Below are 26363 nucleotides of genomic sequence, written 5' to 3'. Positions count from 1 at the left end.
GAGATTTTCAAAGTTATAGGAGGGTATGAAAAATGAAAAAAGTCTCAGTACCATCACTTTTGTTAATGATTGTTCTTGTCGCATTTCCGCAAATTAGTGAAACGATTTACACACCGTCTTTACCAGACATTTCAAAGGCGTTACATGTAAGTAATAATGAGGTGCAGTTAACACTTAGTGTGTATTTTGCTGGTTTTGCGTTAGGTGTATTTTTTATTGGGTGGTTATCAGATATAATTGGTCGTCGCCGGGCGATGTTACTTGGAATTGTCGTATATGGCGCTGGGAGTTTCTTATGCTATATTGCAAATTCCATTGAAGTTTTATTGGTAAGTCGTTTTATTCAAGCGTTTGGAGCAAGTGCAGGATCAGTTGTGACGCAAACGATTCTTCGTGAAAGTGTAGAAGGGCATAAGAGGCATGTTATGTTTGCTCAAATCTCGGCAGTCATTGCTTTTACACCAGCGATAGGACCGTTAATTGGTGGCTTTCTTGATCAAATGTTTGGATTTAAAATAGTATTTTTAAGTTTAGTAGTTATGAGTATCGGTATTTTTCTGTATACGTTTGTTTCTCTTCCTGAAACAAAAACGGGCTCAGTAACGAATAAAATAAATGTATTTTCAGTCTTGAAGAGGTTAATTACAAATCCGAAAGTGGTAACATATGGGCTGTTAATTGGAGGAGCAAATGGTGTTTTATTTAGCTATTATGCAGAAGCGCCGTTTATCTTTATTGATTACTTTCAATTATCGCCTAGTATGTATGGATTTCTAGGAATTGTTGTTGCTTCTGCTTCTATTATTGGAGCGAAAGTTTCAAAACGTTTACTTGCTACTTATAAACCAGAGAAAATTATATATATCGGTTGTCTCGTAATGACAGGAGGAGCTATCCTTTTATCTGTAATTACGTTTGTTGGATCAAATCCAAATGTAATATATATGGTTGTATTTTTAATAGCGATGTTTATATTGCTATTAGGAATTGGAGTAGCATTACCTAACTGCTTAAGTTTAGCGTTAGTGGATTTTCAAGATGTCATTGGTACAGCAGGTGCATTGTTTAGTTTAGGGTACTATGTAATTGTAACGATGACAATTTTGGGAATGAGTCAGCTGCATACAGGCTCGTTACTAGTGATGCCACTTTATTTTTTGGTTATTGTAGTTATAATGGTAGTGTTTACTAGGGTATTTATCTTTGGTAAGCAAACTTCGAAATCGATTTAAATATGAAATTGTAAAAGAGTCTCATTTTTTAATGAGACTCTTTTATATTTTGGCTGGGGTAAAGAAGTTAGTAGTTTATTAATATATTAAATTTCTCATTGGTATATAAATCGAATGTGTGGGGAATTACGTTATTAACTATAAAGGTTGAAGTATTTGAGATATGAAACCGAGGAAGAAATACTCTCCTCGGTTATTTATATTGTAATAATATACATGCCGGAATCATATTGAATAGATGTATTTTATTGTTAATTTAGTTAAAAATTAATCAGAATTATGTATAATAATTTATTAAAAAAATAATTGAATTTTTCAGATTAATGAATTAATATAAGGTAAGTAATTTTAAGATTTATAGAATATTGGAAGATGAAAGGTTTTGAGAATTTTATTAGGAGCGCAAAACGATTTTAGGATAGCTTTAAAGCTAGTGTAAAATGACGTTTGCTTCATCATTTTCAGGGCCGAAAGGAATTAGGGGAAAGCATCTTGTGTTAAAATGCGGCTATGAATCATCTAAGAGGGGGAAGTGAAGTGGCAAACAAAGAATTGAAAAGAGGTTTAGAAGCACGTCATATTCAAATGATTGCTTTAGGCGGAACGATTGGTGTTGGTTTGTTTATGGGGTCAGCCAGCACAATTAAATGGACAGGTCCGTCAGTAATGCTTGCTTATGCCATTGCAGGTATTTTTATCTTCTTCATCATGCGTGCCATGGGAGAAATGTTGTATATGGAGCCAAGTACAGGCTCATTTGCGACGTTCGGTCATAAGTATATTCACCCGTTAGCTGGTTATATGACAGCGTGGAGTAACTGGTTCCAGTGGGTTATCGTTGGGATGTCAGAAATTATCGCGGTTGGAGCATATATGCAATATTGGTTCCCGGATTTACCAGCTTGGATACCAGGTATAATCGCAATGGTTATTCTTGGTGCAGCTAACTTAATTTCAGTTAAGTCATTTGGTGAATTTGAATTTTGGTTTGCGATGATTAAAATCGTTACGATTCTATTAATGATTATTGCGGGATTTGGCCTTATTTTCTTTGGAATTGGTAACGGCGGAGAAGCGATTGGCATATCTAATCTTTGGTCAAATGGCGGTTTCTTTACAGGTGGTTTTTCAGGATTCTTCTTTGCATTATCACTTGTAGTTGGAGCGTATCAAGGTGTGGAATTAATCGGTATTACTGCTGGTGAAGCGAAGGATCCAAAGAAGACACTTACAAGAGCGATTCAAAGTACAATTTGGCGTATTTTAATTTTCTACATCGGTGCTATTTTCGTTATTGTAACTGTGTATCCGTGGGATCAATTAAGTACAATTGGTAGCCCGTTCGTAGCGACTTTTGCGAAAGTTGGTATTACGGCAGCAGCTGGACTTATTAACTTTGTTGTTATTACAGCAGCAATGTCTGGTTGTAATAGTGGTATTTATAGTGCTGGTCGTATGCTTTATACGTTAGGTGTAAATGGACAAGCACCGAAATATTTTACGAAACTTTCTGGAAATGGTGTACCTTTATTTGGTACAGTTGGCGTAATTATCGGTCTGGCGGTTGGTGTTGTTTTAAGTTACATCGCACCGAAAAACTTATTCGTATATGTATATAGTGCGAGTGTACTTCCTGGTATGGTACCATGGTTTGTCATTTTAATTAGTCAAATTAATTTTAGAAAAGAAAAGGGAGCAGAGATGAAAGATCATCCATTCAAAATGCCATTTGCTCCTGTAACAAACTATTTAACGATTGCCTTTTTAATTATGGTATTAATCGGAATGTGGTTTAACGATGATACTCGTATTTCATTAGTTGTAGGTATTATTTTCTTAGCTATCGTTACAATTAGTTTCTATGCTTTCGGAATAGGAAAGCGAGCTCCGTTAGACGTTCAAAATAATAAAGAGATTTCAAGTAAATAAAGAAAAGGCTGTTCATCTGGAACAGCCTTTTCTTATTGTTGCTATTTGTCGATAAATCGATATACCTTGACGAATCGTTGATATAATTTGATTTATGATAGATATATTTGAAAAATCGTTGATATATTGTACGTTATGATAGATATATTCGAAAAATCGTTAATATAGTTTCACATACTATCTGTCACTATCATGATTAAAATCTCTCTAATACGATTTTCCAAATGGTGTGCCCGCTTTCAAGTAGTGCATGTGCTTTCTTTAAGTTTTCAGCGTTAATCGGTGTTAATGTTTCATTGTTATGTAAGCTGTACTGATAGTCTAGAAGGAGTTTATTTCTAAAAAGAAGAATTTTTTATTGTATTACTTTATCCCAAACTAAATGTAAAGGTGGATACATAATGACAGTAAAGAAGCTTTATTTCATCCCAGCAGGTCGTTGTATGTTAGATCATTCTTCTGTTAATAGTACACTCGCGCCGGGGAATTTATTGAACTTACCTGTATGGTGTTATCTTTTGGAGACAGAAGAGGGGCCTATTTTAGTAGATACAGGTATGCCAGAAAGTGCAGTTAATAATGAAGGGCTTTTTAACGGTACATTTGTTGAAGGACAGATTTTACCGAAAATGACTGAAGAAGATAGAATCGTGAATATATTAAAGCGTGTAGGGTATGAGCCGGACGACCTTTTATATATTATTAGTTCTCACTTACATTTTGATCATGCAGGAGGAAACGGTGCTTTTACAAATACACCGATTATTGTGCAGCGAGCGGAATATGAGGCAGCACTTCATAGAGAAGAATATATGAAAGAATGTATATTACCGCATTTGAACTACAAAATTATTGAAGGGGATTATAAAGTGGTACCAGGTGTTCAATTATTGTATACGCCAGGTCATTCTCCAGGCCATCAGTCGTTATTCATTGAGACGGAGCAATCCGGTTCAGTTTTATTAACAATTGATGCATCGTACACGAAAGAGAATTTTGAAGATGAAGTGCCGTTCGCAGGATTTGATCCAGAATTAGCTTTATCTTCAATCAAACGTTTAAAAGGAGTTGTGGCGAAAGAGAAACCAATTGTTTTCTTTGGTCATGATATAGAGCAGGAAAAGGGTTGTAGAGTGTTCCCTGAGTATATATAGTGCAAAAAGTCATGAGTTCGCGTGCTCATGACTTTTTCGTTTAAATAATTTTTTTAAATAAATTATAAACTTTTTTTGAACTATCTTCGTTTAACTGATAGTACGTAAGTTTTACATCATCAGGAGTATCTTGCTGAGCAATCATCACTTCGCTACTGTGATGATCAACTACCCATATGAAATATTTTTTATAAGTTCCATCCTCGAAAGTAATCCACATATCACAATCTATTAAGTCTGATCCTTCTTCATCTAATGTTAATTTACCTTTTTTTGCGGTATTCATACTGTTAATAAACGTTTTTAATTCATCTGTTTTTGTGAGAAAGATATCCTGTTTTGTTTTAATTGATTCGACATGTATATCTTTTATTTCCTGTTTTCCTAAAAAAACAGGGGGCTCATTTGGATCTCGCGAGCTTGAAATAATAGTAGCTTTCTTTTTCGGTTTATTTGCAGTATAGAGATCTTGAATAGATTTTCCCGAGTTTATAAACCATGCAATTCCAGAAATAATTAATACGCTACCTAGCAATAAAATAATTTTTTTAATAGGATTTTCTCCTCTCTATTACTTCGTGTGAAGAGCTTTTCTATTAATATATGATAGGTAAGCGTAAAGTATTATAGTTGAACTTGGTTATGCTTCACAGTTTTTATCGGGCGATCTATGAGTAAATTGTAAGTGAGCCCAATTAATACGAAAATGCCACCGATAACTTTCCCGATTGAGAGTTCATTTGTCAGGAAGAAATCAATAATAGTCCCCGCAAATAATTGTCCGATAAAGATGAGTAATGTTAAATAAAAGGCTGATATTTTAGGAGTAATATAGTTGGATAACGAAATAACGATAACGCCTACTAATCCGCCTAAATACACGGCGATAGGAATAGATTGCAACGTATGAATAGGAATATACAATGAATCTGAACTGAAAATTAAAAACAACATAGAGAAAAATAATCCAGTAATATAATTGAAAAACGTGCCTTCCCAGTTTCCAATTTCCTTTGCTAAATTCGCGTTAATAATTCTAGCAACGACGATAGAAACACCAGCTAAAATAGCGATCGTAATATATAACATATTTTTGCCCCCATTAATATATTGTCATGATAATAATCCCAGAAGAGATGAATGCTAATCCAACTAGTTTTTTCTTTTCAAACTTTGCAACTTTCATTCCTAATAAGCCAAAATGATCGATAATGATGGAAGCAATGGATTGGCCGAGTAAACTTAATGCGATCGTAATAGAGGCACCAAGGACGGAGAAACTTATATTATTAAAAAGAACAGTGAATACTCCAATCGCTCCAGCGCTATATAAAAAAAGTGGAATACCTTTATCGAAATGAATTTTATGTTTGTTTAAGATTAAAACGAAAATAACTGCAATTAAACCGACAAGGTGAATGACTACGCTTGCTGTATACTTGCCAATTAACTCAGATAAAATCCCATTCAATGGAAGCATAACGGCGATGAGCACACCAATAAAGACAGAAAGAAAGTTATACAATGCAATATCCCCTTTATATTTCATATTTGTAATGACTGTATCATGCTGAAATTGTGTATTACTATGACATATGTCATAGTGGAAGAAGAAAATTTTGATTACAATGGGGATGAGTTGTAAAGGTGGGGAACTATGAAGAAAGTATGTAATTCTATTAAATTAGCAGAGTATATAAAGCAAAATAATATTGATTCATTTTTTAGTCATGATATGAAGCCATATATGGAACTTATATTTTTTAAAAAGAATGAGTTTATTTGTAGAGAAAATGAAGAGATAGATTATTTATATTTCTTTGTTGAAGGAAAAGCGAAAGCGTTTAACACATTAAGTAACGGAAAATCCGTATTACTGTGTTTTTATGATAGTTTGCAGTTACTTGGAGATGTGGAGTTAATTCATTCCCAAAGGATTACTTCAAATGTACAAGTAATGGCAGATTCATATTGTGTTGGTTTACCATTAGGAAAAGTGAGAAATCAGCTATTTCATGATGCGAAATTTTTAAGATGTATTTGTGGATCGTTAGCACATAAGTTAAATCGGCTTTCAAAAAATAGTACAATTAATTTATTGTATCCGCTTGAAAATAGACTTGCGAGTTACATGTTAGCAGCAGGGGAACGAGCAGTACAGCACGGAAATAGAATTGTATTTAGTGGGAATTTAACGGAAACAGCGGAATTGTTAGGAACGAGCTATCGGCATTTGTTGCGCACATTAAATGTTTTTTGTGATAAAGAGATAATAAAGAAGAATGATGGTTGTTTTGAAGTAGTAAACGTGGAAGTTTTGGGAGAATTGGCAGCAGATGTTTATAAATAGGAGGAGAGTATAAATGATAACACCTATATTTAGAATTTTTGATATTGAAAAAGCAAAACTATTTTACTTAGGTTTTTTAGGATTTAAACTGGATTGGGAACATCGGTATGAGGAAAATATGCCATTATATTTGCAAATTTCGTTACAGGATGCTGTGATACATTTATCAGAACATCATGGTGATGCCTCACCAGGTGGTGCGATTCGGATCAAAATAGATGATGTAAAGGATTATCATTCTGTAGTATTAAGTAAAGAATATGCTTATTCGAAGCCGAATATAGAAAAAACACCTTGGGGTACAATTGAATTAACTGTAATTGATCCGTTTTCAAATAGAATTACACTATACGAGGAAAAATTGTAGAAATGGAATGAAGAGTAGTTCATAGAGCAGTGAACTGCTCTTTTTTATTTTGAGTAGATATTGAATCATATAAAAAGAAAATGTTATGATTATGGAAACGTATGAATATATGAACAAATATTCATACGTTTAAGAAGAGGAGGGATTAGAATGAAAGATCTAATTATTATTGGGGCGGGTCAAGCTGGATTAACAATGGGATATTACTTGAAGCAGGAAGGGTATAATTTTTTATTACTTGAGGCAGGAAAGCGAGTTGGTGATTCATGGAGAAATCGATATGATTCTTTGCAGCTTTTTACCCCAAGGTCTTACAGTAGCTTGCCGGGTATGGCGTTAATAGGTGAAAAAAATGAATTTCCATATAAAGATGAAATTGCAACTTATTTAGAAGAATATGCAAGACATTTTCAATTACCGGTACAATTACAAACGGAAGTTCTAAAAATAAAGAAAGAAAAAGAAATATTTGAATTACATACTCCTACAGAAATTTTACAAACGAAAAAAGTTATTATCGCAACAGGTGCTTTTCAGCAGCCGTTTATTCCCTCAGTTTCAGCAAATCTATCATCACATATTTTTCAAATACATTCATCACAATATAAATCACCATCACAAATTCCTAAGGGAAAAGTACTAGTAGTAGGTGGTGGGAATTCAGGAATGCAAATTGCAGTAGAACTGGCAAAGACTCATGAAGTTACGGTGTCTATTAGTCATCCTTTAACGTTTTTACCGTTACAACTTTTTGGAAAAAGTATTTTTAATCTGCTAGAAAAATTGGGTTTATTGTACGCTGAAATAAATACAAAGAGGGGAAGATGGTTTCAGAAGAGAAAGGACCCTATTTTCGGTTTTGAAGGTAAGAAACTTATTCGTAATGGAGCAATCAAACTGCAAGAAAAAGTAGTAAGTGCATCAGGAAATAACATTATGTTTCAGAATGGTGATACTTATAGTGCAGAAAGCATTATATGGTCAACTGGTTTTGTTCAAAATTATAATTGGATTGAAATTGAACAGGCAGTGAATGAGAAAGGATTTCCTAATCATATAAAGGGAATCAGTCCAGTAAAAGGATTGTATTATATCGGTTTACCATGGCAATCTCAAAGGGGTTCCGCACTTATTTGTGGTGTAGGAAAGGATGCAGAGTATGTACTTTCTGAAATCAAAAAAATAGATCAGTAGCAATAACTACTGATCATCCATATGTACATGAATTAGGAGAGGTCAAACATTTATTAACTTTATTATAATAGATTTTCATAGAATTAAAAACTGAAAATTCAAATTTAATGTTGAGAAAGTTTTTTGTATCGAAATATATGAAAAAATAGGGATTTTTATTAAAACAGAAAAAGATATTTCTATTTTAGTAAATTATGATATAGTCTAAACAAGCGTGTTTTTCCATAAATGTAATTATTTTCATTGTAATTTTGTTTATATGAGGGAAGGAGAAGTAATTATGAAGTTTGATGATCAGCGCTTACTAGGAGTCCGATTAGGTTCTGTACTTGTGACAGAGGAAAATCAATATTTAGTAATTAAGAAAAAAGATCATTATGCACTGTTAAATATACATAATTTAGAATGCACTCATGTTGAAGTGCAGTTAGAACATTTGGAAGAAATGTTGCGGGAAGATTTCCAAGAAAGTATAACGGAGATTATCGCACCAGAACATATAAAAATTGTTGCGAAAAATGTTATATAGGTAAAGAAGCTGGAAGGGACAGCTTCTTTATTTTCATTATAAGGATAACGTTTTTACAACCTCACCAATGAAGTGTTTTCTTTTTTAGTTAGTTTGAAGTGAACTTTTGAAAAAAATTGTCTCGGTACATGTACATAACCCATGAGATTGTTATTAAAGAAATGATGATTTGTTTGTTTTTAATTGGTGCATTGAAAACAAGCCAACCAACTATATCAAATAACAAATGTAGCACGATTGAAAGAACTACAAATTGAAGTAACGTATTTAAAAATCTTTTCATAAAGTGTCCCCCTAAAATAATAGGTTTTATTAACAGTTTGATATAGTGATATTATACATTAAATGTGTATTGTGGTAAAATTTACATAAGTTAGTGGAATAAAGTAAATGAAAGTTAGTAAGGGGGAACATTCATGGAATTTTGGATGGTTATACTGATAGTAGCCTTTGGTTTCATTTATATCGCTGAAAAATTAACTACAATTGAAAAGAAAAATGATGCGCGTTTAAAGAGAATTGAAGATAGATTACAATTAATTACGAAAGAAATGGGAATTATAGAAAGAGAACCTGAAATTAATAAAGAACTACGCCAGCTTGTAGAAGAAGGCAAAAAAATTACAGCAGTTAAGAGAGTAAGAGAAGCTTTTGGTTTTTCCTTACTAGAAGCGAAGCAATATGTTGATAAATTATAAAAAAGATCATCCATTTGGGTGATCTTTTTTCACTGCACCATGCGTGTATTTACATAAGCGGCGATAATAAAGTGTCCAATTATATGGAACAAACATTTGAGATAAATTGTCTAATATAGGTAATAACTATTTAGCTTGAAAGAAAGGGTTGATGACATGAAAAAGAATACGTTGTTAAAAGTAGGATTATGTGTAGGTTTACTAGGAACAATTCAATTTGTTAGCACAATTTCTTCTGTACAAGCATCACAAAAGGTAGAGAAAACAGTAATAAAAAATGAGACGGGAACCATTTCAATATCTCAGTTAAACAAGAATGTATGGGTTCATACGGAGTTAGGTTATTTTAATGGAGAAGCAGTTCCTTCGAACGGTCTAGTTCTTAATACTGCTAAAGGACTAGTGCTTGTTGATTCTTCTTGGGATGACAAATTAACGAAGGAACTAATAGAAATGGTAGAAAAGAAATTTCAGAAGCGCGTAACGGATGTCATTATTACACATGCGCACGCTGATCGAATTGGCGGAATAACAGCGTTGAAAGAAAAAGGAGTTAAAGCGCATAGTACAGCATTAACCGCAGAACTAGCAAAGAACAGTGGATATGAAGAGCCGCTTGGAGATTTACAAATAATTACGAGTTTGAAGTTTGGCAATACAAAAGTAGAAACGTTCTATCCAGGGAAAGGACATACAGAAGATAATATTGTTGTTTGGTTGCCACAATATCAAATTTTAGCTGGAGGCTGTTTAGTAAAATCTGCGGAAGCTAAAGATTTAGGAAATGTTGCGGATGCGTATGTAAATGAATGGTCTACATCGATTGAGAATGTGCTGAAGCGATATGGAAATATAAATTCGGTAGTACCTGGTCACGGGAAAGTAGGAGACAAGGGATTACTTTTACATACATTGGATTTATTAAAATAAGAAATTGTAGAAATACAAAAGAAAGGAGAAATAATTTTCTCCTTTCTTTCTTCTAACTATATTTAAATGCTGAATCTGTCAATTACGTCAGCATATATTACTGAGATTTTAATTCCAAGTATACAAATACTAGTACTGTCATAATTGCAATAACAACGTAAGTAGCATCAAGCATTATAAGTGTTTTTAAAGTTTCAGTCATCGTAATTCACCCCTGTTATAAAAATATAACATGATCTTTTTATTGATTAGATTAGAGATCATAAAGATAAAATGTATATGAAATTTCTTAAGTAGCTTCTATATAAATATATCATATAAATAATGTAAGTAATGTTAAGATAGTGTAAATGTATTGTAAATAAAGAGGTTTACAATGAAGGCTTTAATAAAAAAATGATAGTTCCTTAAAATAAAAAATACGCTATTTTCATATGAGATGAATTGCAATTATTTGTATAAGGGATTCAAAAAAATTTTTTGTTGTATATATTTCTCCAAATTAATTATTTAGCTATTTAAAAGTATCGAAAGATGTGTGCACACTAATGTATATTTTTTGGATGTCAATAAAAGTATTATGTCAACAATATGAACTGTCACAAATCTTTATATATTATTGTGATTGATATCACATCACTTTTTTTCAATGGGTATTATGCTTAAGGTGTAATGAATGATTGGGAGAGGGTGGGATGATATGTTTTGTTATCAATGTGAACAAACGCCAACAGGCGGATGTAAAGTAATGGGTGTTTGTGGCAAGAATGAAACGATTGCGAGTCTACAAGATACGATTGTGTTTGGGCTAAAAGGAATTGCAGCTTATCGCACACATGCTGCTCAGCTAGGGTATACGGATGGATTTGTAGATGCTACAACACAAGAAGCTTTATATATGACATTAACAAATTCTAATTTTAACGAACAAGAGCATATTGATATGGCTATGAAAGTGGGGAAATCAGCTTTACGGGTGATGGAATTATTAGATGAGGCACATACGAATCATTTTGGTGTGCCAGAACCTGTACAAATTACACAAAATCGTGTAGAAGGTAAAGCAATTGTAGTTACGGGCCATAATTTATTTGCATTAGAAGAACTATTAAAGCAAACAGAAGGAAAAGACATTAATATTTATACGCATTCTGAAATGCTACCAGCACACGGATACCCGCAACTGAAAAAATATAAACATTTAAAAGGAAACATCGGTAAGGCATGGTATGATCAAAGACGCCTTTTTGAAAAATTTACTGGTGCCATATTAGCTACAACGAACTGTGTTATGCCAATTAAAGGATCATACTCTGATCGATTCTTTTCATATGATATTGCAGGTTTAGAGGGTGTACAAAAAATTGAAAATGATGATTTTACACCATTGATTCAAAAAGCACTAGAACTTTCAGAAGTACATATGGAGTCGGATGAACAGTTAGTAACAGGGTTTCATCATCATACAGTATTATCATTAGCTCCGGAAATTATTAATGCAGTAAAAGAGGGGAAGATAAAGCGTTTCTTTGTTATTGCCGGTTGTGATGCACCGGGAAAAGGTGGAGAATATTATCGTGAATTAGCAACGTCACTTCCGCCAGAAACAGTTATTTTAACAACTTCTTGCGGGAAATTCCGCTTTAATGATGTGGATTACGGTGTTGTACCTGGTACCGAGATTCCGCGCTACATCGACTTAGGACAATGTAATAATTCCATTTCTACAGTGAAAATAGCAGCTGCATTAGCTGATGCTTTCCAATGTGAAGTGAATGAATTGCCAGTAAGTATTGTGCTATCATGGTTTGAACAAAAAGCGGTTGCCATTTTACTCGGGCTATTTAGTCTTGGAATTCAAGATATTCGCATCGGTCCAAAGGCTCCTGAATTTATTTCACCTGGCGTGCTTGATGTATTACAAGAAACATTTGGTTTAAAACTAATTACAAATGCAGCAGAAGACATGGCTATGATGTTATCGTAACGGAAAAGATTCATTTACATTTGAACGTGATCAAAACGGACAAGTTACGAAAGTGAAAGACCATGTCAATGGTGTAGAACGAACAAAAACATACGATAAGGCTGACCGCGTTACAAGTGCAACAGATAGCCGAGGCGGAAAAATTGACTGGGCATATCACGACAAAGCAAACAGTAAGACAGAGAAATTAAAAGAACAAACAGTAACACAAGGTGGATACACAAATAAAGTATCGTATGACTACAACACGCTAGATCAAAACATTCGTGTAACAGACGGTTCTCAAACGTATCGATTTGATTATGATGATCAAGGAAACGTTCGTACGTATACAGCTGGTAATGGTTCAGGTTCGACGTTTAACTATGACCACGCGAACAAAATTAAAGACCTAGTAGTAGGTACATCCAACAGTATTCTTCTTTCTGAACGATATGAATATGATCAAGCGGGTAACCGTACGAAGATTAAACATGAAGGTGCGGGCGGAAAAGTAACAGAAACAAACTTTGTATATGACCCGATTAACCAATTATTAAATGAAGCACTACCAAACGGAACAAGTAAATCTTACACATATGATGGATTTGGAAACCGTACGAGTGTGAAAGTTGTAGAGAATGGAAAAGAAACAAAATCTATAGCGGCAACATTTAATGACGGAAATCAGCTTGTGAAATTCGGAAACGAATCGTTAACGTATGATGCGAATGGAAATCGTACATCTGACGGGAAGTACAAGTATACATGGAACGAAGATGACCAGATTGTAGCGATTACAAAACAAGGTGAGAGCAATGCATTCGCAACTTATAAATATGATGAGAATAACCGTCGTATTGAAAAGAGTGTAAATGGTCAAGTAACACGTTATTTCTATGATGGAGATAGTATCAACCCATTATATGAGACGGATGGTAGTGGAAAGGTACTCCGCCAATATGTATATTCCGTAAATGGTTTACGCATGGCTATGAAATCGCAAGGACAAACGTTATACTATCACTATAATCCTCGTGGTGATGTCGTTGCGATGACGAATCAAGACAAGGAAGTTGTAGTAACATACGAATATGATGCATGGGGTAACGTATTAAAAAGTGACGCAAAAGGTATCGCAGCAGATAATCCGTTTGGATATGCGGGATACATGTATGATAAAGAGATTGGCATGTATTATCTAGTTGCGCGTTATTATAATCCAGAGCATGGTGTGTTCTTATCGGTGGATCCTGATCCGGGCGATGAGGATGACCCGGTTACAATGAATGGGTATACGTATGCGGATAATAATCCAGTCATGCTGACCGATCCAGATGGTCATTTTGCTTGGATGGTATTGAACGCAGGTTTTGCGGCCTATGATGGTTATCAAGCGTATAAAAAGAATGGTTGGAAAGCAGCTGCAGTAGCTGTTGGTGTCGGATTAGTTGGTGGAGCAGCTTATAAAGGTGCGAAATTAGCATATAATACATTCAAATATGGAAAAAAGCTTAATTTTACTAATACTACAGTTGGAAATTCTGTATCAAATTTTAGGGTTAATATAAGTCTGCGCCAATTACACAATAGATTAGGAAAAGCAGGATGGAATCAAGACATAACTTACCGAAATGGTTTGCAAATTAGGAATTTTACTAAAAACGGAAGGAAAATAACTACTCGCAATGGATCGAGTAATGGTGAGAATACTGCTGAGTATTATGGAAGAGGGAAGAAAAAAAGAAAGATGTTATTAAATTTAGGTTAAAGGGAAAGGGGAAACAGGTTGAGAAAAATAGATAGCTTATTTCAACTTACCGAGGAAGAGTATAGTTTTGTTTATAAAAGAATTGCCGAGATGGTAGATATGGAAAAAAGTTTACCAGAGTATGTAGTCAGGGGTGACCTTGATAAATATATATTGCTATTTAGTTGTTATGATTTTGGTGCTGAGGGATTTATTGATTCGTTAAAACAAATAGGCGAAGTTTTAGGAGAGCATACGGCATATATATGTACAAAACAAACTTTTCGATATCGAACTTTTCTATTTTGGACTAAGAGCGGATATTTTGATGAAGATGTAAAAAAGGCAGCAAAGTTTGATGTGAATATATCATCAGAAGACTATTGGGATATTATCACATGGCGGGAAGAAAAGGATGGAAAAGAGTTCGGATGCTCACTGCGTGATCATTTTGTACTTTATATACTATTTTCTTCTGGAAAGGTATTGTTGGTGATTGATGTTCGTGACGACGTAGCGTTGCTAATTAGTGAAAAAGATATTTATAGGGATCAGATGATTGATACAACGATATGGCAGCCTCTTTCTGATTTTCTTATTGAAACGGAGGAGTACCATAAAGAAATTTTTCGCGATGGAGGAAAAAGGTATAGGAAAGCTTTAATTGAAAACTATGCTGGTCTGCAATAAAGGAATGGCAATGCAAGTATTGAAAGTAGTAATATTTTATACATGTCGTTCTAGGATTATAAAATTAATTCATTGCTAATATTCTTTTTAATGATGAGTGGGATATAAAGTTTTATAGATTCAGTGCATCTCGAAAATTAAACAGGTAATTTTTGAGATGCACTTTTTATTTTAAATAATCTATTATTCTTAAGGAAGAGGTAGTATTCCACCGTTATATGGGATAGATGGAAATGGGACTGCCCTTCGTCAATATATGCATTTAATAAATGGTGTACGTGGAGCAATGAAATCACGAAGACAAACAGTATACTACAACTTCTTCATGGTGACGTAGTCGCGATGACAGATCAAAATAGGGAAGCTGTAGCAACGTATGAATATGATTCGTGGGGTAACGTATTAAAGAGTGATACGAAAGGTATCGCAGCAGACAATCCATTTGGATATGCGGGATACATGTATGATAAAGAAATTGGCATGTATTATCTGATTGCGAGATACTATAATCCAGAACATGGTGTGTTTTTATCGGTAGATCCTGATCCGTATGCAAGGCCTGGTCAAAAGAAACAAGGAAGAGAAAATAAAGAGAAAAAAAGAAAAAAGGTTGGAAAAGTCAATCAAACAAACGAGATGGTCCTTCAAAACCTAAAAAACATACACCAGGTAAGGGGCATAGAAAATATTAGGTAGTTAGGGTGATGATATGCATATTTGGACACTGACAAATTGGCAGAAATATTATAATTTAGAAGACAAGAGCCACCGTACAGGATTAAGATTAAAGTTTGATAAAGATGTTGATCCTGAGGTAAGAAGAGCAATTAAAGAATTTTGTAAATGGTTACGACAAGAGTATTATTTCCCTATTAGAGTACCGATATATGTGAAATCTGCATGTAAAATTAAAGCGATGGATGGAGAGCTAGTCTATGGAACTTTCTTCGAGCCATTTAATCGAAATGATGAGCCATATATTCGTATTTCAACAGGTGATTATTATGAAACGTTAAAAAAAAATGGAAAAGATGATGCATTAGGATATTATCTGGTTACTATTGCTCATGAGCTGACCCATTATTTCCAATGGATTAATGATATTAATTTAACTAAAATTGGATATGAAAGGCAAGCTACTACCTATTCGGGATATATTATTGATGAATATAAAGAAACGAGAGAACACCCTTAATGTTCAAATTGAGAAAAAGGCACTCAGCGGAATCAATGATTGGAAAATTAAGAAGACTAATGAAGTAATACAATTAAAACTGAAGTGAACCCTGAAAATGGAACACCTATCAAAACACCTAAACCATCTGTTCCCTAAATTCTTTAGGGGATAGGTGGTTTGATTTTTCTTGTATTCGCACACAATTGTAGTAATGAATGTATTCTAGCACAACCTTTCGTACAGCTGTGTTGAATACTCTTGCTATCTTTTGTGAGTAGAAAGTTCCGCTTTTAAATGCGCAAAGAAGCTTTCCATGATGGCATTATCATGGAAATTTCCTTTCCGGGATATGCTGGTGATAATGCCATTTTGTTTGGCATACGATTGAAATTCCTTCGCAGTATAAACACTTCCTTGGTCTGTGTAAAGAATGACATCTTTTACTTTTCGTCCTCTCATTGCTTGTTTTACTATCTTCATCGCTAAGGACCGATTACTGACGACATAACTTATAATTTGGCGATTAAAGGCATCCATAATCGTTGATAAATACAAAGTACGCTCTCCAAATAATAAATAAGTTACATCCGTAAATCACTTTTCATTTGGAGCTAAATGAATTTTCGGGATTTTTTAGAGGGAATTAATTTATTGCTGATGGCATGATCAAGGAAAAATGGAATTTATTAAAAGTGAAAACAACTCATAAAAATTTTCTAACTTTCATTCGACCTTTGGTATTTTATTAAAGGATCCGAAATTAGGTATAAATTAATACCGAAATATCGAATGTTTTTTTACATATTAGATGCTACATTGGGTATTTCTTTTATAAACTAAGGCATAATTTAATTGAAACTTGGCTTAGCTTTAGTAATGATATTTTTAATGTTTCTGTATAGTGAAGAGGGCAGTTGATATTTAACGAACAAAAAACACAATTCTCTTAATCTATTTCATGAAAACAAGATACATCGGTATAAAAACACTAAGAAGAGAGGTGATTTAAATTACACTTTGGGTTGTATATAGTATTATTGTAAGCGAATGGCTAATTATAAAAGAACAACCATTACAAAAACTAGCTGTATATGAATAAGGACATATGATCAAATATATAAAACCGAGATACTCCCATTTTTTCGGTTTGGGGGCATCTCGGTTTCGCTAGCTTGATGGAAATGGGGTAGCCCCTTACAAAAAAGATTGTATTTATTTTTGTTGTAGAGCATTCTTTAGCTTACTAGCTATATGGATAGTTCAACATAAAAAAGTAGGCTGTATCCGGTTAGGGTAAAGCGGATTTTTAATTTTTTTGAAAATAAAGTTGACATCCATAACTACTTAGTCATACAATGTAGATGTAATAAGTGATACTGAATAGTTCGGATTCACAAAACTGTTCAGTAAAAAATTCGCCTTAGTACTCTGTGATACTGAATATAAGTCAGACAGAATAGGGGGTAAAGGAGGATCAGGACATGGAAAATTTAACTGAAATGCTGAAAGGTTCACTGGAAGGGTGTGTACTGGAAATCATTAGTCGCCGTGAAACGTATGGCTATGAGATTACCCGCCACCTGAATGATCTTGGGTTTACCGAAGTTGTGGAAGGTACGGTGTATACCATCCTCGTACGATTAGAGAAGAAAAAGCTTGTGAATATTGAAAAGAAACCATCAGATATGGGACCGCCTCGTAAGTTTTATTCATTAAATGAAGAAGGCCGCCAGGAGCTTGAATTGTTTTGGAAAAAATGGGATTTTGTATCGTCAAAAATTAACGTCTTGAAGTCAAAATAGGTTCATAAGATAAAATGTTCCGGCCGATATTTTGAGAATTTCTTGTTCGGTTTTATAAAAAAGGAGGAAAATAAGATGTTAGAAATGTTCAAAAAGTTAATTGGTGATAAAAAAGAGTACAAAATGATGATGGCACGAGTTGAGGCTCTGCCAGAGGACTACCAATTTGTATTTAAGAAAATTCAAAACTACATGTGGAATTTTTCAGCGGGTAACGGGATGGATATGTTACACATACAGTATGAATTAATCGATTTGTTTGAAGCTGGTGCAGCGGAAGGAAGACAAGTGCTTGACATTACTGGGGATGACGTGGCTTCCTTTGCTGACGAACTAGTGGCAAATGCTAAAACTTACGTCTCCAAGTATCGTGAAGATTTGAATGAAAGTATTATGAAGAAATTGAGAAAAAAATAAATGGAATAAGTAGTACCGACTGATTAGCTGGTTACACATATGAATTGCCATCATAGCTATTCAGTTATATTTTTAACTCGGTACTAAGTAATACAGAATATCAGTGATACTAAATAGATAGAGGTAAATAAATAGTCTTCGCAAAACATTTTTATAGGGAGGAAAAAAGTATGAGTCATGCAGCGATTTCTGTAAAAGGCTTGAAAAAATCCTTTAAAGACAAGGAAGTTTTAAAAGGGGTAGATTTTGAGGTGCAGCGTGGAGAAATTTTCGCGCTGCTAGGCTCAAATGGAGCTGGAAAGACGACAACGGTTAACATCCTTTCGACGCTAATGAAGCAAGATAGCGGTGAAGTAAGTATTTGCGGATTTGATGTACAGCGTCAACCAGACCATGTTCGTCAAAGTATCAGTTTGACAGGGCAGTTCGCAGCTTTAGACGGTATGCTGACTGGGAGGGAAAACTTGATAATGATCGCCAAATTACGTGGTGTTTTCAATCCCGCTCAAGTTGCTGACAATCTACTTGCAAGATTTAGCCTGACTGATGCGGCAAACCAAAGGGCAGATCAGTATTCAGGCGGGATGAAGCGCCGGCTTGATATCGCGATGAGTTTGATTGGGGCGCCAGCAGTTATTTTTCTTGACGAACCAACGACTGGACTTGATCCTGAAGCGCGAATCGAAGTGTGGGATACAGTCAAGGAACTTGCTGGTAGCGGCACAACTATTTTGCTTACGACTCAGTACTTGGAGGAAGCAGAACAACTGGCAGACCGTATCGCTATTTTGCATGGCGGAAAAATTATTACGACAGGTACTCTTGCTGAACTAAAAGAGATGTTCCCGCCAGCAAAAGTGGAGTATATCGAGAAGCAACCGACATTGGAAGAAATATTCCTTGCGATCATTGGCAAAAAGGAGGAGATGTAAATGAAAAGTAAAACAGGTGTATTACTAGGTCGTTTAATGCGTAACATTATGCGCAGTCCGGATACAATTATTACAGTAGCGATTACACCGATTATGATGATGCTATTATTTGTCTACGTGTTTGGCGGCGCAATAAAAACAGGAACGGAAAATTACGTCAATTATTTATTGCCGGGAATTTTGCTAATGGCTATCGCATCCGGTGTAGCTTACACTTCCGTGCGACTCTTTACGGATGTAAAGAGTGGGCTGATGGCACGTTTCATTACGATGCCTATTAAGCGCTCATCGATATTGTGGGCTCACGTTTTAACCTCTCTTGTTGCTAATGTACTTACTATCGTGGTGGTTATTCTTGTTGCACTCTTAATGGGCTTTCGTTCCAGCGCTAATATTCTAGATTGGCTTGCAGTAGCTGGGATACTAGGGATGTTTACGCTGGCGCTAACATGGCTAGCTATCATTCCAGGATTGAAAGCGAGGTCTATGGAAGGGGCGACTGCTTACTCGTACCCGCTAGTTTTTCTTCCATTTATTAGTTCGGCCTTTGTACCTACCGAAACGATGCCAAAAATTGTTCGTGTGTTTGCGGAGAATCAGCCTGTAACTTCAATCGTGAATGCGATTCGTGCTCTTTTATATGAAGGAACTGTTGGTAACGATATTTGGATTGCGCTCGCTTGGTGCGTAGGTATAATGGTCATCTCTTACTTTTTCGCCAGTAAAGCATTTAAACGTCAGTTAGGGTAAGAAACGTGATAAACGAAACCTTCAGGAATAATATATATTTAGAAAAGCACGGGAGATTTTCCGTGCTTTTATTATTTATCATGCTCTCATTGTAGTAAATGAAATGGTATTTAAAAATAGGATAATTACCCAGTGATAAAGCTTAATATTTGAGGCTCACTGCTTATGGAATGTATAAGCACACTCGTTTTTGTAAATCTGCTAATACTTCATCGGGTATTTCTTTGATTTTAATATCCTTCCCTAGAAAAAGCAGCCAATTTATTATTTCCGTCACTTCATCGGGATTGTTAACATTGATAAAAGTTTTTAAAATGGCTGTGGATTGGTAAGGATTAGTATAAGATATTGAAATTTTTAAAGGATGGTATTTTTTGAACTGGGCAATTGCTGTCGGACCAAGTTCAAATACAAGGTTAATTGCTTCGTCCTTCTTACTTAGTTTTTCTAAAATCTTTTTCTTATTTAGCCTTTTGTTCGTCGTGTATGGTTCAATATTAATGAGATCATCGACAGGAAACATCATCTTCTTTTCTTTTTTTAAGTCAAACCCTTCAATGATCCAATGGCTTTTTTCTTGATAAAGGTGCAATAGATAAATTGGATAAGACTTGATTTCTTCATCTTCTTTCATAGTAATCAATAAATGGTTATCCAAAAGAAGGATTTGAATGAGTTTTTCTAACATAGGATGGGGGAGATCAGAAAGCTCAAGTAGATCGGGATTATGAGGGTTAGTCCCTTGGAAAAGCAAGAGTTGATTTAAAAGAACGAGATCATCTTGCTGGGTTTCTGAGATGAGTCCTAGTAGTTTTTCGGCTAAAGATTGACGACTCTTTAGGTAGGGAAGTTGTTGATTCCTTGTAGCCATAAAGGCAATAAAAAGAGCTTTCACTTCATTATCAGTAAAGCGAACAACGGGCAGGATAGAGTTGTGCATAACAAAATATCCCCCGGTCCTCCCAACTTCAGCGACAAGTGGCATTCCCATAGCTTCGATTTCTCTAATGTCTCTAATAGCTGTCGACCGTGATATGTTAAATTCTTGTATGATTTCAGAAATTGTAAAGTGGGAGCGGTTGTTGATATACCGCATAATTGTATTAATCCGTTCAACTTTTTTCATTTTAGTCTCCTAAACAGTATCATTTTTTGACATGGTTTAAAGGTATTATAAACGTATCAGATGAAAAGATAAATCGTTTGATTAATAAAACAAGAGGCAGGTTTTGCAAATGAAAAATTATACTATAGAAGAAAAAGATAGCTTTATTGTGTTAGGTATTGGAACTGAAATTAAGAGTGAATACACAGACTTTGCTGGAATAAATAAAGAAAAGGAAGACTTTTGGTCGGCTGTTAAAGAAGATGGAAGGCTGGACACTTTAAAAGCTTTAGCTACAAATGAATACATTTTTTCCGTGAGCGAAGCGGTGAATAACAAAATGATGTATTATGCGGGTGTCATGACAGAAGCACAAATAGAAGAAGAATCTAGAGTGATTCAGTTTCCGAGGGGAGAATACTTAGTAGTGAAAGGGGAAGACCAAACGGCTGAAGAGCTAAGTAATAAGCTTACTGGCATCGCCTTCGGTCAAGCTTTACCAGAAGCAAAGGATTTTGCCTATGTTGGTGGACCGAATACAACGGTTGAGATGGGGCAGAGAAATGGCTTAGTATTTGGTGAAATGTGGATTCCGGTTGTTAGGAAGTAAAGTGATAAAAGGTGCGAATATGGAAATTAGAGGCTAACGATCTTGTATTGTTGGCCTTTTTGAAATGAATATAATATTCATATACTGCTACACAGTATGTTCTGATAAAATGGAATAAAAGGGAATTGCTGTAAGGTGGTGGTAGATTGAATAAAAAAAGATTATTTGAGCTATTCATAGTAACGTTTGTTTTTCTATTCCTTCATGTAAGTACATTTACTAATGAAAAATTTAACGATAAATTGGGATCTTTTACTTTCATTGTGCTACTTCTTATGCTTTCTATTTACACTGCATTTATAGAAAAGTATTTTGATGATATACAAAAGTGGATTCGAAATATTACATGTTGCTTTGCTTTATTCGTAGTGGTTTTAGTAGCTCTATGGATAGGTTATTTTTAGTCCTTACCTAAGAGAATGAGAAATATGTGATTACACTACATTCGATTCGATACTATTACTTAGTTGCATCGGTTTATATTAATTTTTTCTCTCCCCAATCAGGATAAAATGTACAATAGGAAATTTTATGTAAGATAAAGAAGGAAGGTTTATGGTGAGCCTGAGTACTTTGCTAGCTTTTGCGCTTGTTTCACTTAGTATGGTGAGCCTATTTTGATTTATCTTATTTCTCATTCCATTACGTAGGGGCGTATGGCAGGATTTATTTTTTTTATTGAGCATCATGCTTGGATTTGTAATTCATATAAATGAAGCAACTTTAGTATTCACTCAAAAATCCATTGTCTATGAAACAACTAGATTTGTAAACGGCTTTAATAGAAAGATGTCTATTGTATTTTTTGCGGCAAGATTAAATAGCTTTTTTGTGACTTTACAATAAAGTATACTTAATATCAGTAATTCATGTAATTAGGGGTGGTTTCTATATTTAGAGAAAATACAAAAAGGATACTTCTGTCATTAGTAACAAATCCAATACTAATAATTGTATATGGGATTTTTTGTTATGAGTTGGCCTTATACTGTAAGTACGGAAGAATGAATTATAATATTTATATTATGTTATTATGTATAGTACTTTTTATATCCATAACTGCATTTACTACAATGCGGGTGATGAAAAATAGAGAATATAAATCTAAAAAATTAACTAATTCAATAGTATGGAGATCCATTTCTATTATCATTATTGTTACAATTACATCATTTTATGGGATGCAGATTTATAAAAGTGCAATAAATTACAATGGCAAATTGGCATGGTTTATAGAAAAGTTAAAACATGAAAGGTCAGTTAAACTTAAACATAATAATATATATAAATCTGGAGTAGAAGGTATTTTTGAAGATATAAATAAAAAATATCCTTTGCCAAAGAAATTGTATATGGCAACTGATTTTGATCTTACATTTCATTCAGATGGAACAATCACAGCGTTTGATACATTTGTTTATGGGAAAAATGATGATGGGAAAGAAGAAACTTATTTAATCTCTTATAATAAGAAGAAGTCAGAAGATATTACTATAATACGAGACGGATACGCAAAGCCTGATTATAATGATGATAAATTAGTAGAACCTTTAATTGAAACGGTTAAAGCGATTCCAGTTAAGCAAACGGTTAGAAAATGGAATGAAAGTAAGTATGGGTTGATTTATTATGGAAAAAGAAATTGGGGATCCAATACAGAGGGAATTATTAATATTACTGAGGATGGTAAGGGGCAGAGTCTTAAAAAAGCAGCTTCTGATATCATTGGATATACTGTATCTATATTTGTCCCTGGAAAAGAGCAAGAGCTAGTCCCTGCTAGATATAATTTAATAAGTGACGCAAGTTGGAGTAAATCAAAGACGCCTCCAAAAGAAGATATGCTTAAAGAGAAGAAACAACAAGATTTAAAGAATGAAAAAGAACAGTTTTTCCTATCGAAAGAAGTTGGTTATAAACTAAATATGACAGATAAAGCATTAGGGAGCGCCTTTTATTCATTAAGCAAGACTAGTGATGAAGGGAAAACATGGGAGGTTATCAATCCAGACCCATTTAATGGGGGGATTGGTAGTGTATCAGGAATCACTTTTATAAATGATAAACTTGGGTTTTTAGGAGCAATTAGGCCTTCTGGTAATGAAGGAGAGTTATATCGCACAGATGATGGGGGAGTATCTTTTAAAAAGGTAGAATATCCGCCGCATGAAGTGAAATTAGATCATACACAGTCCACAATAAGTCCTTTTGATTCACCTAGTATGCCATATGAGAAAGATGGGGTTTTTAATATGTTAGTTGGACAAGGGGCAGATGGAGACTACAATGGCGATAGTAGTGCACTTTATCAATCAAAAGATAACGGAGAGACATGGGAATTTGTAGAAGAAGTGAAAAAGAAATAATCAGAATTTTTTTGAAAAATAAGGTAACTACTCAGCTATACATTTTATTTAGAAGTTTGGTAAGGGGTATAATTCCAGCCATGAAGATAAAAATGGACCTATACCTCGCTGCCTTTCTTTGTTTTATTTCTTATGCTTACTATCAACGCTATATATAGAAAGGTATTTTGGAGATATACAAAAGTGGATTCGAAATATCACATGTTGTTTAGCTTTATTTGTAGTGGTTTTAGTAGCTCTATGGATAGGGTACTCTTAGATCCTTACTTAAGAGAATGAGAAGTATGTGATTACAATACATTCGATCCGATAATATTACTTAGCTGCATCGTTTTATATTAATCTTTTCTCTCCTCAATTATGATAAAATGTACAATAGGAAATTTTATGTAAAATAAAGGGGGAAGGTTTATGGTCAGCTTGAGTACATTGGTAGCTTTTGCAATTGTTTCGCTTAGCATGGTTTGTTCACCTGGGCCTAATATGATTTACCTCATTTCCCGTTCCATTACGCAAGGACGTATGGCGGGATTTATTTCTTTATTGGGCATCATGCTCGGATTTGTAATCTATATAATCGCAACTATGTTTGGACTTACAGTTCTATTCGTTGCTGTTCCCGCTGTATATGAAGCAGTAAAGTGGGCAGGTGCTGCTTACTTGCTCTGGCTCGCCTGGAATTCGATTAAACCGGGTGCTACATCTATTATGGAACCTCGTATGATTTCTAATGAGCCACCAAGGAAATTATTTCTGATGGGACTCATGACGAATCTTCTGAATCCAAAGATTGCTATTTTGTATGTATCACTTCTACCTCAATTTGAAGATCCAGAGAAGGGATCGTTGCTTTTTCAAGGTGCAGTTTTGGGGCTTACGCAAATCACTGTTAGCTTTATAGTTAACCTTGTAATTGTATGTACAGCAAGTAGAATTGCAAAATGGTTTGGCACACGCCCGACGTGGCTACGAGTACAGCGTTGGCTTATGGCAAGTGTTTTAACGGGGCTTGCTGTACGTCTTGCTTTTGAACGTCGACAGTAAGAGCTTCTTTACCGTCAGTTTCTATAATATAACCTAATAAATATTAATATAATTTATGTATAGTAGATATTTACCTTATAAAATAAGGGGGGAATATTATGACTGAGACAAACGAATCTTCAGGAGTTAATTTGAAAGAAGATGTGAAGTTTTCTATTATAATTCCTGCGCATAATGAAGAAAAGTACATTAGAAAATGTTTAGATTCAATTGCAAAGGCATCAGAGGCATATAAAGAGCAAACGGAAGTTATAGTTGTTTTAAACCGTTGTACAGATAAAACAGAGGAAATAGCAAAATCTTATAATTGTGTTACATTGAAAAATAACGATAAAAACTTATCTAAAATCCGAAATGCAGGGGCTAAAATAGCTAGTGGAGAAATAATCGTCACTATAGACGCTGATACGATAATGACAGAGTCTATGTTGTCTAATGTAGATAAATATTTAACTTCAGATAAATACATTGGTGGTGGAGTAAATGGGAAGTTTGAAAGAATATCTTTAGGAATATTTCTCTCCGCAATGTTAATCATAATCCCCTTACTTTTTAAGTACGGAGCTATATCTGTAGGGATTTTTTGGTGCTATAGAAAAGACTTTATGGCAATCAACGGATTTAATGAAAACATGCTTATGGCAGAAGATGCAGATTTCGCTAAACGTTTAAAAGAGTGGGGAAAGAAAAATAATAAGAAATTCGGTACTATTAAAAATGGAATGATAACTTCATGCAGAAGATTTGATACATATGGAGACTGGACTTTACTTAAAAATCCAAAAGTAATTTTAGCTTATCTAAAAGGAAATGATAGAAAATACGCAGATAAGACATATTATGATAACCAAGAAAGATAAAAATGGAGAAAATTAGAAGAGGATAGCTAGTACTTTTTTAGATATAATGAGAATCCAACTTAATTTAATAGATATTATAAGAAAACCACCAATTTGATTATCCTTTTTCAAATTGGTGGTTTTTATTTTTGAAATAAATATGTATTTTTTTATAAAAATATTTTTTGACCCCCATAAAACTATGTATTCCTCCGAATATGTATAGTGAAGAAAATAAATAGAAGAAAAATGACTATGAAAGAATATAGAAGCATTAATAAAATTACTAGATTAGGTGGGCATCCAAAATAAAAGGATGAAATTACCAATGGTATAGAGGAGAGTTATTCAAGGATTGCAGATAAAATAGAAAAAGAATAAGCAAAACGAACGGTAGAAAATAAGAAAGTAGATAAAAATACAAACTTAACTGTAGTGCCGAGAGAAAAGGAAAATCATTAAGAAAACGTTGGAAAAAGTTAGACTCAAAAAATATAACTAACAGCAAGAAAACAAGACCGAAGAAAAGTAC

26 protein-coding genes and 4 pseudogenes are annotated in these 26363 nt (G+C 34.2%); 24 read left to right on the top strand and 6 right to left on the bottom strand.

Features of this window, described 5'->3' with window-relative positions; genetic code table 11:
* Positions 1 to 32: 32 nt before the first annotated feature.
* From ACUL40_RS09540 to aiiA, 3 genes are all read left to right on the top strand, one after another.
* Positions 33 to 1232: a multidrug effflux MFS transporter gene (locus ACUL40_RS09540; RefSeq protein ID WP_065211777.1), complete on the top strand. Its 1200-nt coding sequence runs from the start codon at positions 33 to 35 to the stop codon at positions 1230 to 1232.
* Between the two features lie 537 nt (positions 1233 to 1769).
* Positions 1770 to 3161 carry an amino acid permease gene (locus tag ACUL40_RS09535; protein ID WP_001284404.1) on the top strand — a complete coding sequence of 464 codons (1392 nt, stop codon included), beginning with the start codon at positions 1770 to 1772 and terminating at the stop codon, positions 3159 to 3161.
* Between the two features lie 401 nt (positions 3162 to 3562).
* Positions 3563 to 4315: a quorum-quenching N-acyl homoserine lactonase AiiA gene (aiiA, locus tag ACUL40_RS09530; protein WP_065211778.1), complete on the top strand. Its 753-nt coding sequence runs from the start codon at positions 3563 to 3565 to the stop codon at positions 4313 to 4315.
* A gap of 40 nt (positions 4316 to 4355) precedes the next feature.
* Here aiiA and ACUL40_RS09525 read toward each other — a convergent pair whose 3' ends face one another.
* The 3 genes from ACUL40_RS09525 to ACUL40_RS09515 all read right to left on the bottom strand — a co-directional run bounded on the left by ACUL40_RS09525 (position 4356) and on the right by ACUL40_RS09515 (position 5864).
* Complete coding sequence (locus ACUL40_RS09525) at positions 4356 to 4850, bottom strand: hypothetical protein (protein WP_000901700.1); 495 nt, start codon at positions 4848 to 4850, stop codon at positions 4356 to 4358.
* 89 nt (positions 4851 to 4939) lie between these two features.
* Positions 4940 to 5404: a DMT family transporter gene (locus ACUL40_RS09520; RefSeq protein WP_000965812.1), complete on the bottom strand. Its 465-nt coding sequence runs from the start codon at positions 5402 to 5404 to the stop codon at positions 4940 to 4942.
* A gap of 13 nt (positions 5405 to 5417) precedes the next feature.
* Positions 5418 to 5864 (bottom strand): DMT family transporter, encoded by a 447-nt coding sequence (locus ACUL40_RS09515; RefSeq protein ID WP_048655704.1) that lies wholly within the window; start codon positions 5862 to 5864, stop codon positions 5418 to 5420.
* Between the two features lie 108 nt (positions 5865 to 5972).
* Here ACUL40_RS09515 and ACUL40_RS09510 point away from each other — a divergent pair, with 108 nt between their 5' ends.
* The 4 genes from ACUL40_RS09510 (at position 5973) to ACUL40_RS09495 (ending at position 8755) form a co-directional block, all read left to right on the top strand.
* The gene (locus ACUL40_RS09510) at positions 5973 to 6665 is read left to right on the top strand and encodes a cyclic nucleotide-binding domain-containing protein (RefSeq protein WP_065211779.1); all 693 of its coding nucleotides are present in this window, start codon (positions 5973 to 5975) and stop codon (positions 6663 to 6665) included.
* Between the two features lie 13 nt (positions 6666 to 6678).
* Positions 6679 to 7032, top strand: a complete 354-nt coding sequence (locus tag ACUL40_RS09505; protein WP_000632406.1) for a glyoxalase superfamily protein — start codon at positions 6679 to 6681, stop codon at positions 7030 to 7032.
* Positions 7033 to 7182: 150 nt separating this feature from the next.
* Positions 7183 to 8226, top strand: coding sequence for a flavin-containing monooxygenase (locus tag ACUL40_RS09500; protein ID WP_065211780.1), 1044 nt, complete (start codon positions 7183 to 7185; stop codon positions 8224 to 8226).
* Between the two features lie 280 nt (positions 8227 to 8506).
* Positions 8507 to 8755 carry a hypothetical protein gene (locus tag ACUL40_RS09495; protein ID WP_000666948.1) on the top strand — a complete coding sequence of 83 codons (249 nt, stop codon included), beginning with the start codon at positions 8507 to 8509 and terminating at the stop codon, positions 8753 to 8755.
* Between the two features lie 88 nt (positions 8756 to 8843).
* Here ACUL40_RS09495 and ACUL40_RS09490 read toward each other — a convergent pair whose 3' ends face one another.
* A complete protein-coding gene (locus ACUL40_RS09490) occupies positions 8844 to 9038 on the bottom strand; it encodes a hypothetical protein (RefSeq protein WP_000819661.1) in 195 nt (64 codons plus the stop codon).
* Between the two features lie 133 nt (positions 9039 to 9171).
* Here ACUL40_RS09490 and ACUL40_RS09485 point away from each other — a divergent pair, with 133 nt between their 5' ends.
* From ACUL40_RS09485 to ACUL40_RS09455, 7 genes and pseudogenes are all read left to right on the top strand, one after another.
* Positions 9172 to 9453, top strand: a complete 282-nt coding sequence (locus ACUL40_RS09485) for a hypothetical protein (protein WP_000397721.1) — start codon at positions 9172 to 9174, stop codon at positions 9451 to 9453.
* Between the two features lie 156 nt (positions 9454 to 9609).
* The gene (gene bla2 / locus ACUL40_RS09480; RefSeq protein ID WP_227077954.1) at positions 9610 to 10383 is read left to right on the top strand and encodes a BcII family subclass B1 metallo-beta-lactamase; all 774 of its coding nucleotides are present in this window, start codon (positions 9610 to 9612) and stop codon (positions 10381 to 10383) included.
* Positions 10384 to 11083: 700 nt separating this feature from the next.
* Positions 11084 to 12370: a hydroxylamine reductase gene (hcp, locus tag ACUL40_RS09475; protein WP_065211782.1), complete on the top strand. Its 1287-nt coding sequence runs from the start codon at positions 11084 to 11086 to the stop codon at positions 12368 to 12370.
* Positions 12366 to 14120, top strand: a pseudogene (locus tag ACUL40_RS09470) (RHS repeat domain-containing protein); the annotation flags it as partial. The gene hcp and the pseudogene ACUL40_RS09470, both read left to right, overlap by 5 nt.
* A gap of 18 nt (positions 14121 to 14138) precedes the next feature.
* Positions 14139 to 14789, top strand: a complete 651-nt coding sequence (locus tag ACUL40_RS09465; protein WP_072770360.1) for a hypothetical protein — start codon at positions 14139 to 14141, stop codon at positions 14787 to 14789.
* Between the two features lie 202 nt (positions 14790 to 14991).
* Positions 14992 to 15338 (top strand): annotated as a pseudogene (locus tag ACUL40_RS09460) (RHS repeat-associated core domain-containing protein); the annotation flags it as partial.
* Between the two features lie 160 nt (positions 15339 to 15498).
* Complete coding sequence (locus ACUL40_RS09455; RefSeq protein WP_000548430.1) at positions 15499 to 15984, top strand: hypothetical protein; 486 nt, start codon at positions 15499 to 15501, stop codon at positions 15982 to 15984.
* Positions 15985 to 16102: 118 nt separating this feature from the next.
* Here ACUL40_RS09455 and ACUL40_RS09450 read toward each other — a convergent pair.
* A pseudogene (locus tag ACUL40_RS09450) lies at positions 16103 to 16560 on the bottom strand (transposase); the annotation flags it as partial.
* Positions 16561 to 17447: 887 nt separating this feature from the next.
* Here ACUL40_RS09450 and ACUL40_RS09445 point away from each other — a divergent pair.
* From ACUL40_RS09445 to ACUL40_RS09430, 4 genes are all read left to right on the top strand, one after another.
* Positions 17448 to 17768: a PadR family transcriptional regulator gene (locus ACUL40_RS09445; protein ID WP_000429488.1), complete on the top strand. Its 321-nt coding sequence runs from the start codon at positions 17448 to 17450 to the stop codon at positions 17766 to 17768.
* 75 nt (positions 17769 to 17843) lie between these two features.
* Complete coding sequence (locus tag ACUL40_RS09440) at positions 17844 to 18185, top strand: DUF1048 domain-containing protein (protein WP_000891986.1); 342 nt, start codon at positions 17844 to 17846, stop codon at positions 18183 to 18185.
* Between the two features lie 170 nt (positions 18186 to 18355).
* Positions 18356 to 19117, top strand: a complete 762-nt coding sequence (locus tag ACUL40_RS09435) for an ABC transporter ATP-binding protein (RefSeq protein WP_065212057.1) — start codon at positions 18356 to 18358, stop codon at positions 19115 to 19117.
* Entirely contained in the window at positions 19118 to 19867 is a 750-nt protein-coding gene (locus ACUL40_RS09430) for an ABC transporter permease (RefSeq protein ID WP_000837818.1), read from the top strand.
* A gap of 163 nt (positions 19868 to 20030) precedes the next feature.
* Here ACUL40_RS09430 and ACUL40_RS09425 read toward each other — a convergent pair whose 3' ends face one another.
* Positions 20031 to 20993, bottom strand: coding sequence for a helix-turn-helix transcriptional regulator (locus tag ACUL40_RS09425; protein ID WP_065212056.1), 963 nt, complete (start codon positions 20991 to 20993; stop codon positions 20031 to 20033).
* A gap of 109 nt (positions 20994 to 21102) precedes the next feature.
* Here ACUL40_RS09425 and ACUL40_RS09420 point away from each other — a divergent pair, with 109 nt between their 5' ends.
* The 6 genes and pseudogenes from ACUL40_RS09420 (at position 21103) to ACUL40_RS09395 (ending at position 25852) form a co-directional block, all read left to right on the top strand.
* Positions 21103 to 21582 carry a GyrI-like domain-containing protein gene (locus ACUL40_RS09420; protein WP_000801042.1) on the top strand — a complete coding sequence of 160 codons (480 nt, stop codon included), beginning with the start codon at positions 21103 to 21105 and terminating at the stop codon, positions 21580 to 21582.
* 146 nt (positions 21583 to 21728) lie between these two features.
* Positions 21729 to 21986 carry a DUF3963 domain-containing protein gene (locus ACUL40_RS09415; RefSeq protein ID WP_001036208.1) on the top strand — a complete coding sequence of 86 codons (258 nt, stop codon included), beginning with the start codon at positions 21729 to 21731 and terminating at the stop codon, positions 21984 to 21986.
* Between the two features lie 477 nt (positions 21987 to 22463).
* Positions 22464 to 23948, top strand: a complete 1485-nt coding sequence (locus ACUL40_RS09410; protein ID WP_079004635.1) for a WD40/YVTN/BNR-like repeat-containing protein — start codon at positions 22464 to 22466, stop codon at positions 23946 to 23948.
* Between the two features lie 105 nt (positions 23949 to 24053).
* Positions 24054 to 24207, top strand: a pseudogene (locus tag ACUL40_RS09405) (DUF3963 domain-containing protein); the annotation flags it as partial.
* 152 nt (positions 24208 to 24359) lie between these two features.
* Positions 24360 to 24992 carry a LysE family translocator gene (locus ACUL40_RS09400; protein ID WP_000254113.1) on the top strand — a complete coding sequence of 211 codons (633 nt, stop codon included), beginning with the start codon at positions 24360 to 24362 and terminating at the stop codon, positions 24990 to 24992.
* Between the two features lie 98 nt (positions 24993 to 25090).
* Positions 25091 to 25852 (top strand): glycosyltransferase, encoded by a 762-nt coding sequence (locus ACUL40_RS09395; protein WP_000141000.1) that lies wholly within the window; start codon positions 25091 to 25093, stop codon positions 25850 to 25852.
* Positions 25853 to 26363: the final 511 nt, after the last annotated feature.

It is taken from the genome of Bacillus sp. KNSH39 (genome assembly GCF_052656585.1).
The sequence above is the reverse complement of the archived record's forward strand: the minus strand, read 5'-3'. Positions and strand labels throughout refer to the sequence as shown.

Bases quoted from the DNA above. Each gene is read 5' to 3' on its own strand.
- ACUL40_RS09540 (WP_065211777.1), top strand. From the start codon at position 33: ATGAAAAAAGTCTCAGTACCATCACTTTTGTTAATGATTGTTCTTGTC.
- aiiA (WP_065211778.1), top strand. From the start codon at position 3,563: ATGACAGTAAAGAAGCTTTATTTCATCCCAGCAGGTCGTTGTATGTTA.
- ACUL40_RS09520 (WP_000965812.1), bottom strand. From the start codon at position 5,404: ATGTTATATATTACGATCGCTATTTTAGCTGGTGTTTCTATCGTCGTT.
- ACUL40_RS09515 (WP_048655704.1), bottom strand. From the start codon at position 5,864: ATGAAATATAAAGGGGATATTGCATTGTATAACTTTCTTTCTGTCTTT.
- ACUL40_RS09510 (WP_065211779.1), top strand. From the start codon at position 5,973: ATGAAGAAAGTATGTAATTCTATTAAATTAGCAGAGTATATAAAGCAA.
- ACUL40_RS09505 (WP_000632406.1), top strand. From the start codon at position 6,679: ATGATAACACCTATATTTAGAATTTTTGATATTGAAAAAGCAAAACTA.
- ACUL40_RS09500 (WP_065211780.1), top strand. From the start codon at position 7,183: ATGAAAGATCTAATTATTATTGGGGCGGGTCAAGCTGGATTAACAATG.
- ACUL40_RS09495 (WP_000666948.1), top strand. From the start codon at position 8,507: ATGAAGTTTGATGATCAGCGCTTACTAGGAGTCCGATTAGGTTCTGTA.
- ACUL40_RS09490 (WP_000819661.1), bottom strand. From the start codon at position 9,038: ATGAAAAGATTTTTAAATACGTTACTTCAATTTGTAGTTCTTTCAATC.
- ACUL40_RS09485 (WP_000397721.1), top strand. From the start codon at position 9,172: ATGGAATTTTGGATGGTTATACTGATAGTAGCCTTTGGTTTCATTTAT.
- bla2 (WP_227077954.1), top strand. From the start codon at position 9,610: ATGAAAAAGAATACGTTGTTAAAAGTAGGATTATGTGTAGGTTTACTA.
- hcp (WP_065211782.1), top strand. From the start codon at position 11,084: ATGTTTTGTTATCAATGTGAACAAACGCCAACAGGCGGATGTAAAGTA.
- ACUL40_RS09455 (WP_000548430.1), top strand. From the start codon at position 15,499: ATGCATATTTGGACACTGACAAATTGGCAGAAATATTATAATTTAGAA.
- ACUL40_RS09445 (WP_000429488.1), top strand. From the start codon at position 17,448: ATGGAAAATTTAACTGAAATGCTGAAAGGTTCACTGGAAGGGTGTGTA.
- ACUL40_RS09440 (WP_000891986.1), top strand. From the start codon at position 17,844: ATGTTAGAAATGTTCAAAAAGTTAATTGGTGATAAAAAAGAGTACAAA.
- ACUL40_RS09435 (WP_065212057.1), top strand. From the start codon at position 18,356: ATGAGTCATGCAGCGATTTCTGTAAAAGGCTTGAAAAAATCCTTTAAA.
- ACUL40_RS09430 (WP_000837818.1), top strand. From the start codon at position 19,118: ATGAAAAGTAAAACAGGTGTATTACTAGGTCGTTTAATGCGTAACATT.
- ACUL40_RS09425 (WP_065212056.1), bottom strand. From the start codon at position 20,993: ATGAAAAAAGTTGAACGGATTAATACAATTATGCGGTATATCAACAAC.
- ACUL40_RS09420 (WP_000801042.1), top strand. From the start codon at position 21,103: ATGAAAAATTATACTATAGAAGAAAAAGATAGCTTTATTGTGTTAGGT.
- ACUL40_RS09400 (WP_000254113.1), top strand. From the start codon at position 24,360: ATGGTCAGCTTGAGTACATTGGTAGCTTTTGCAATTGTTTCGCTTAGC.
- ACUL40_RS09395 (WP_000141000.1), top strand. From the start codon at position 25,091: ATGACTGAGACAAACGAATCTTCAGGAGTTAATTTGAAAGAAGATGTG.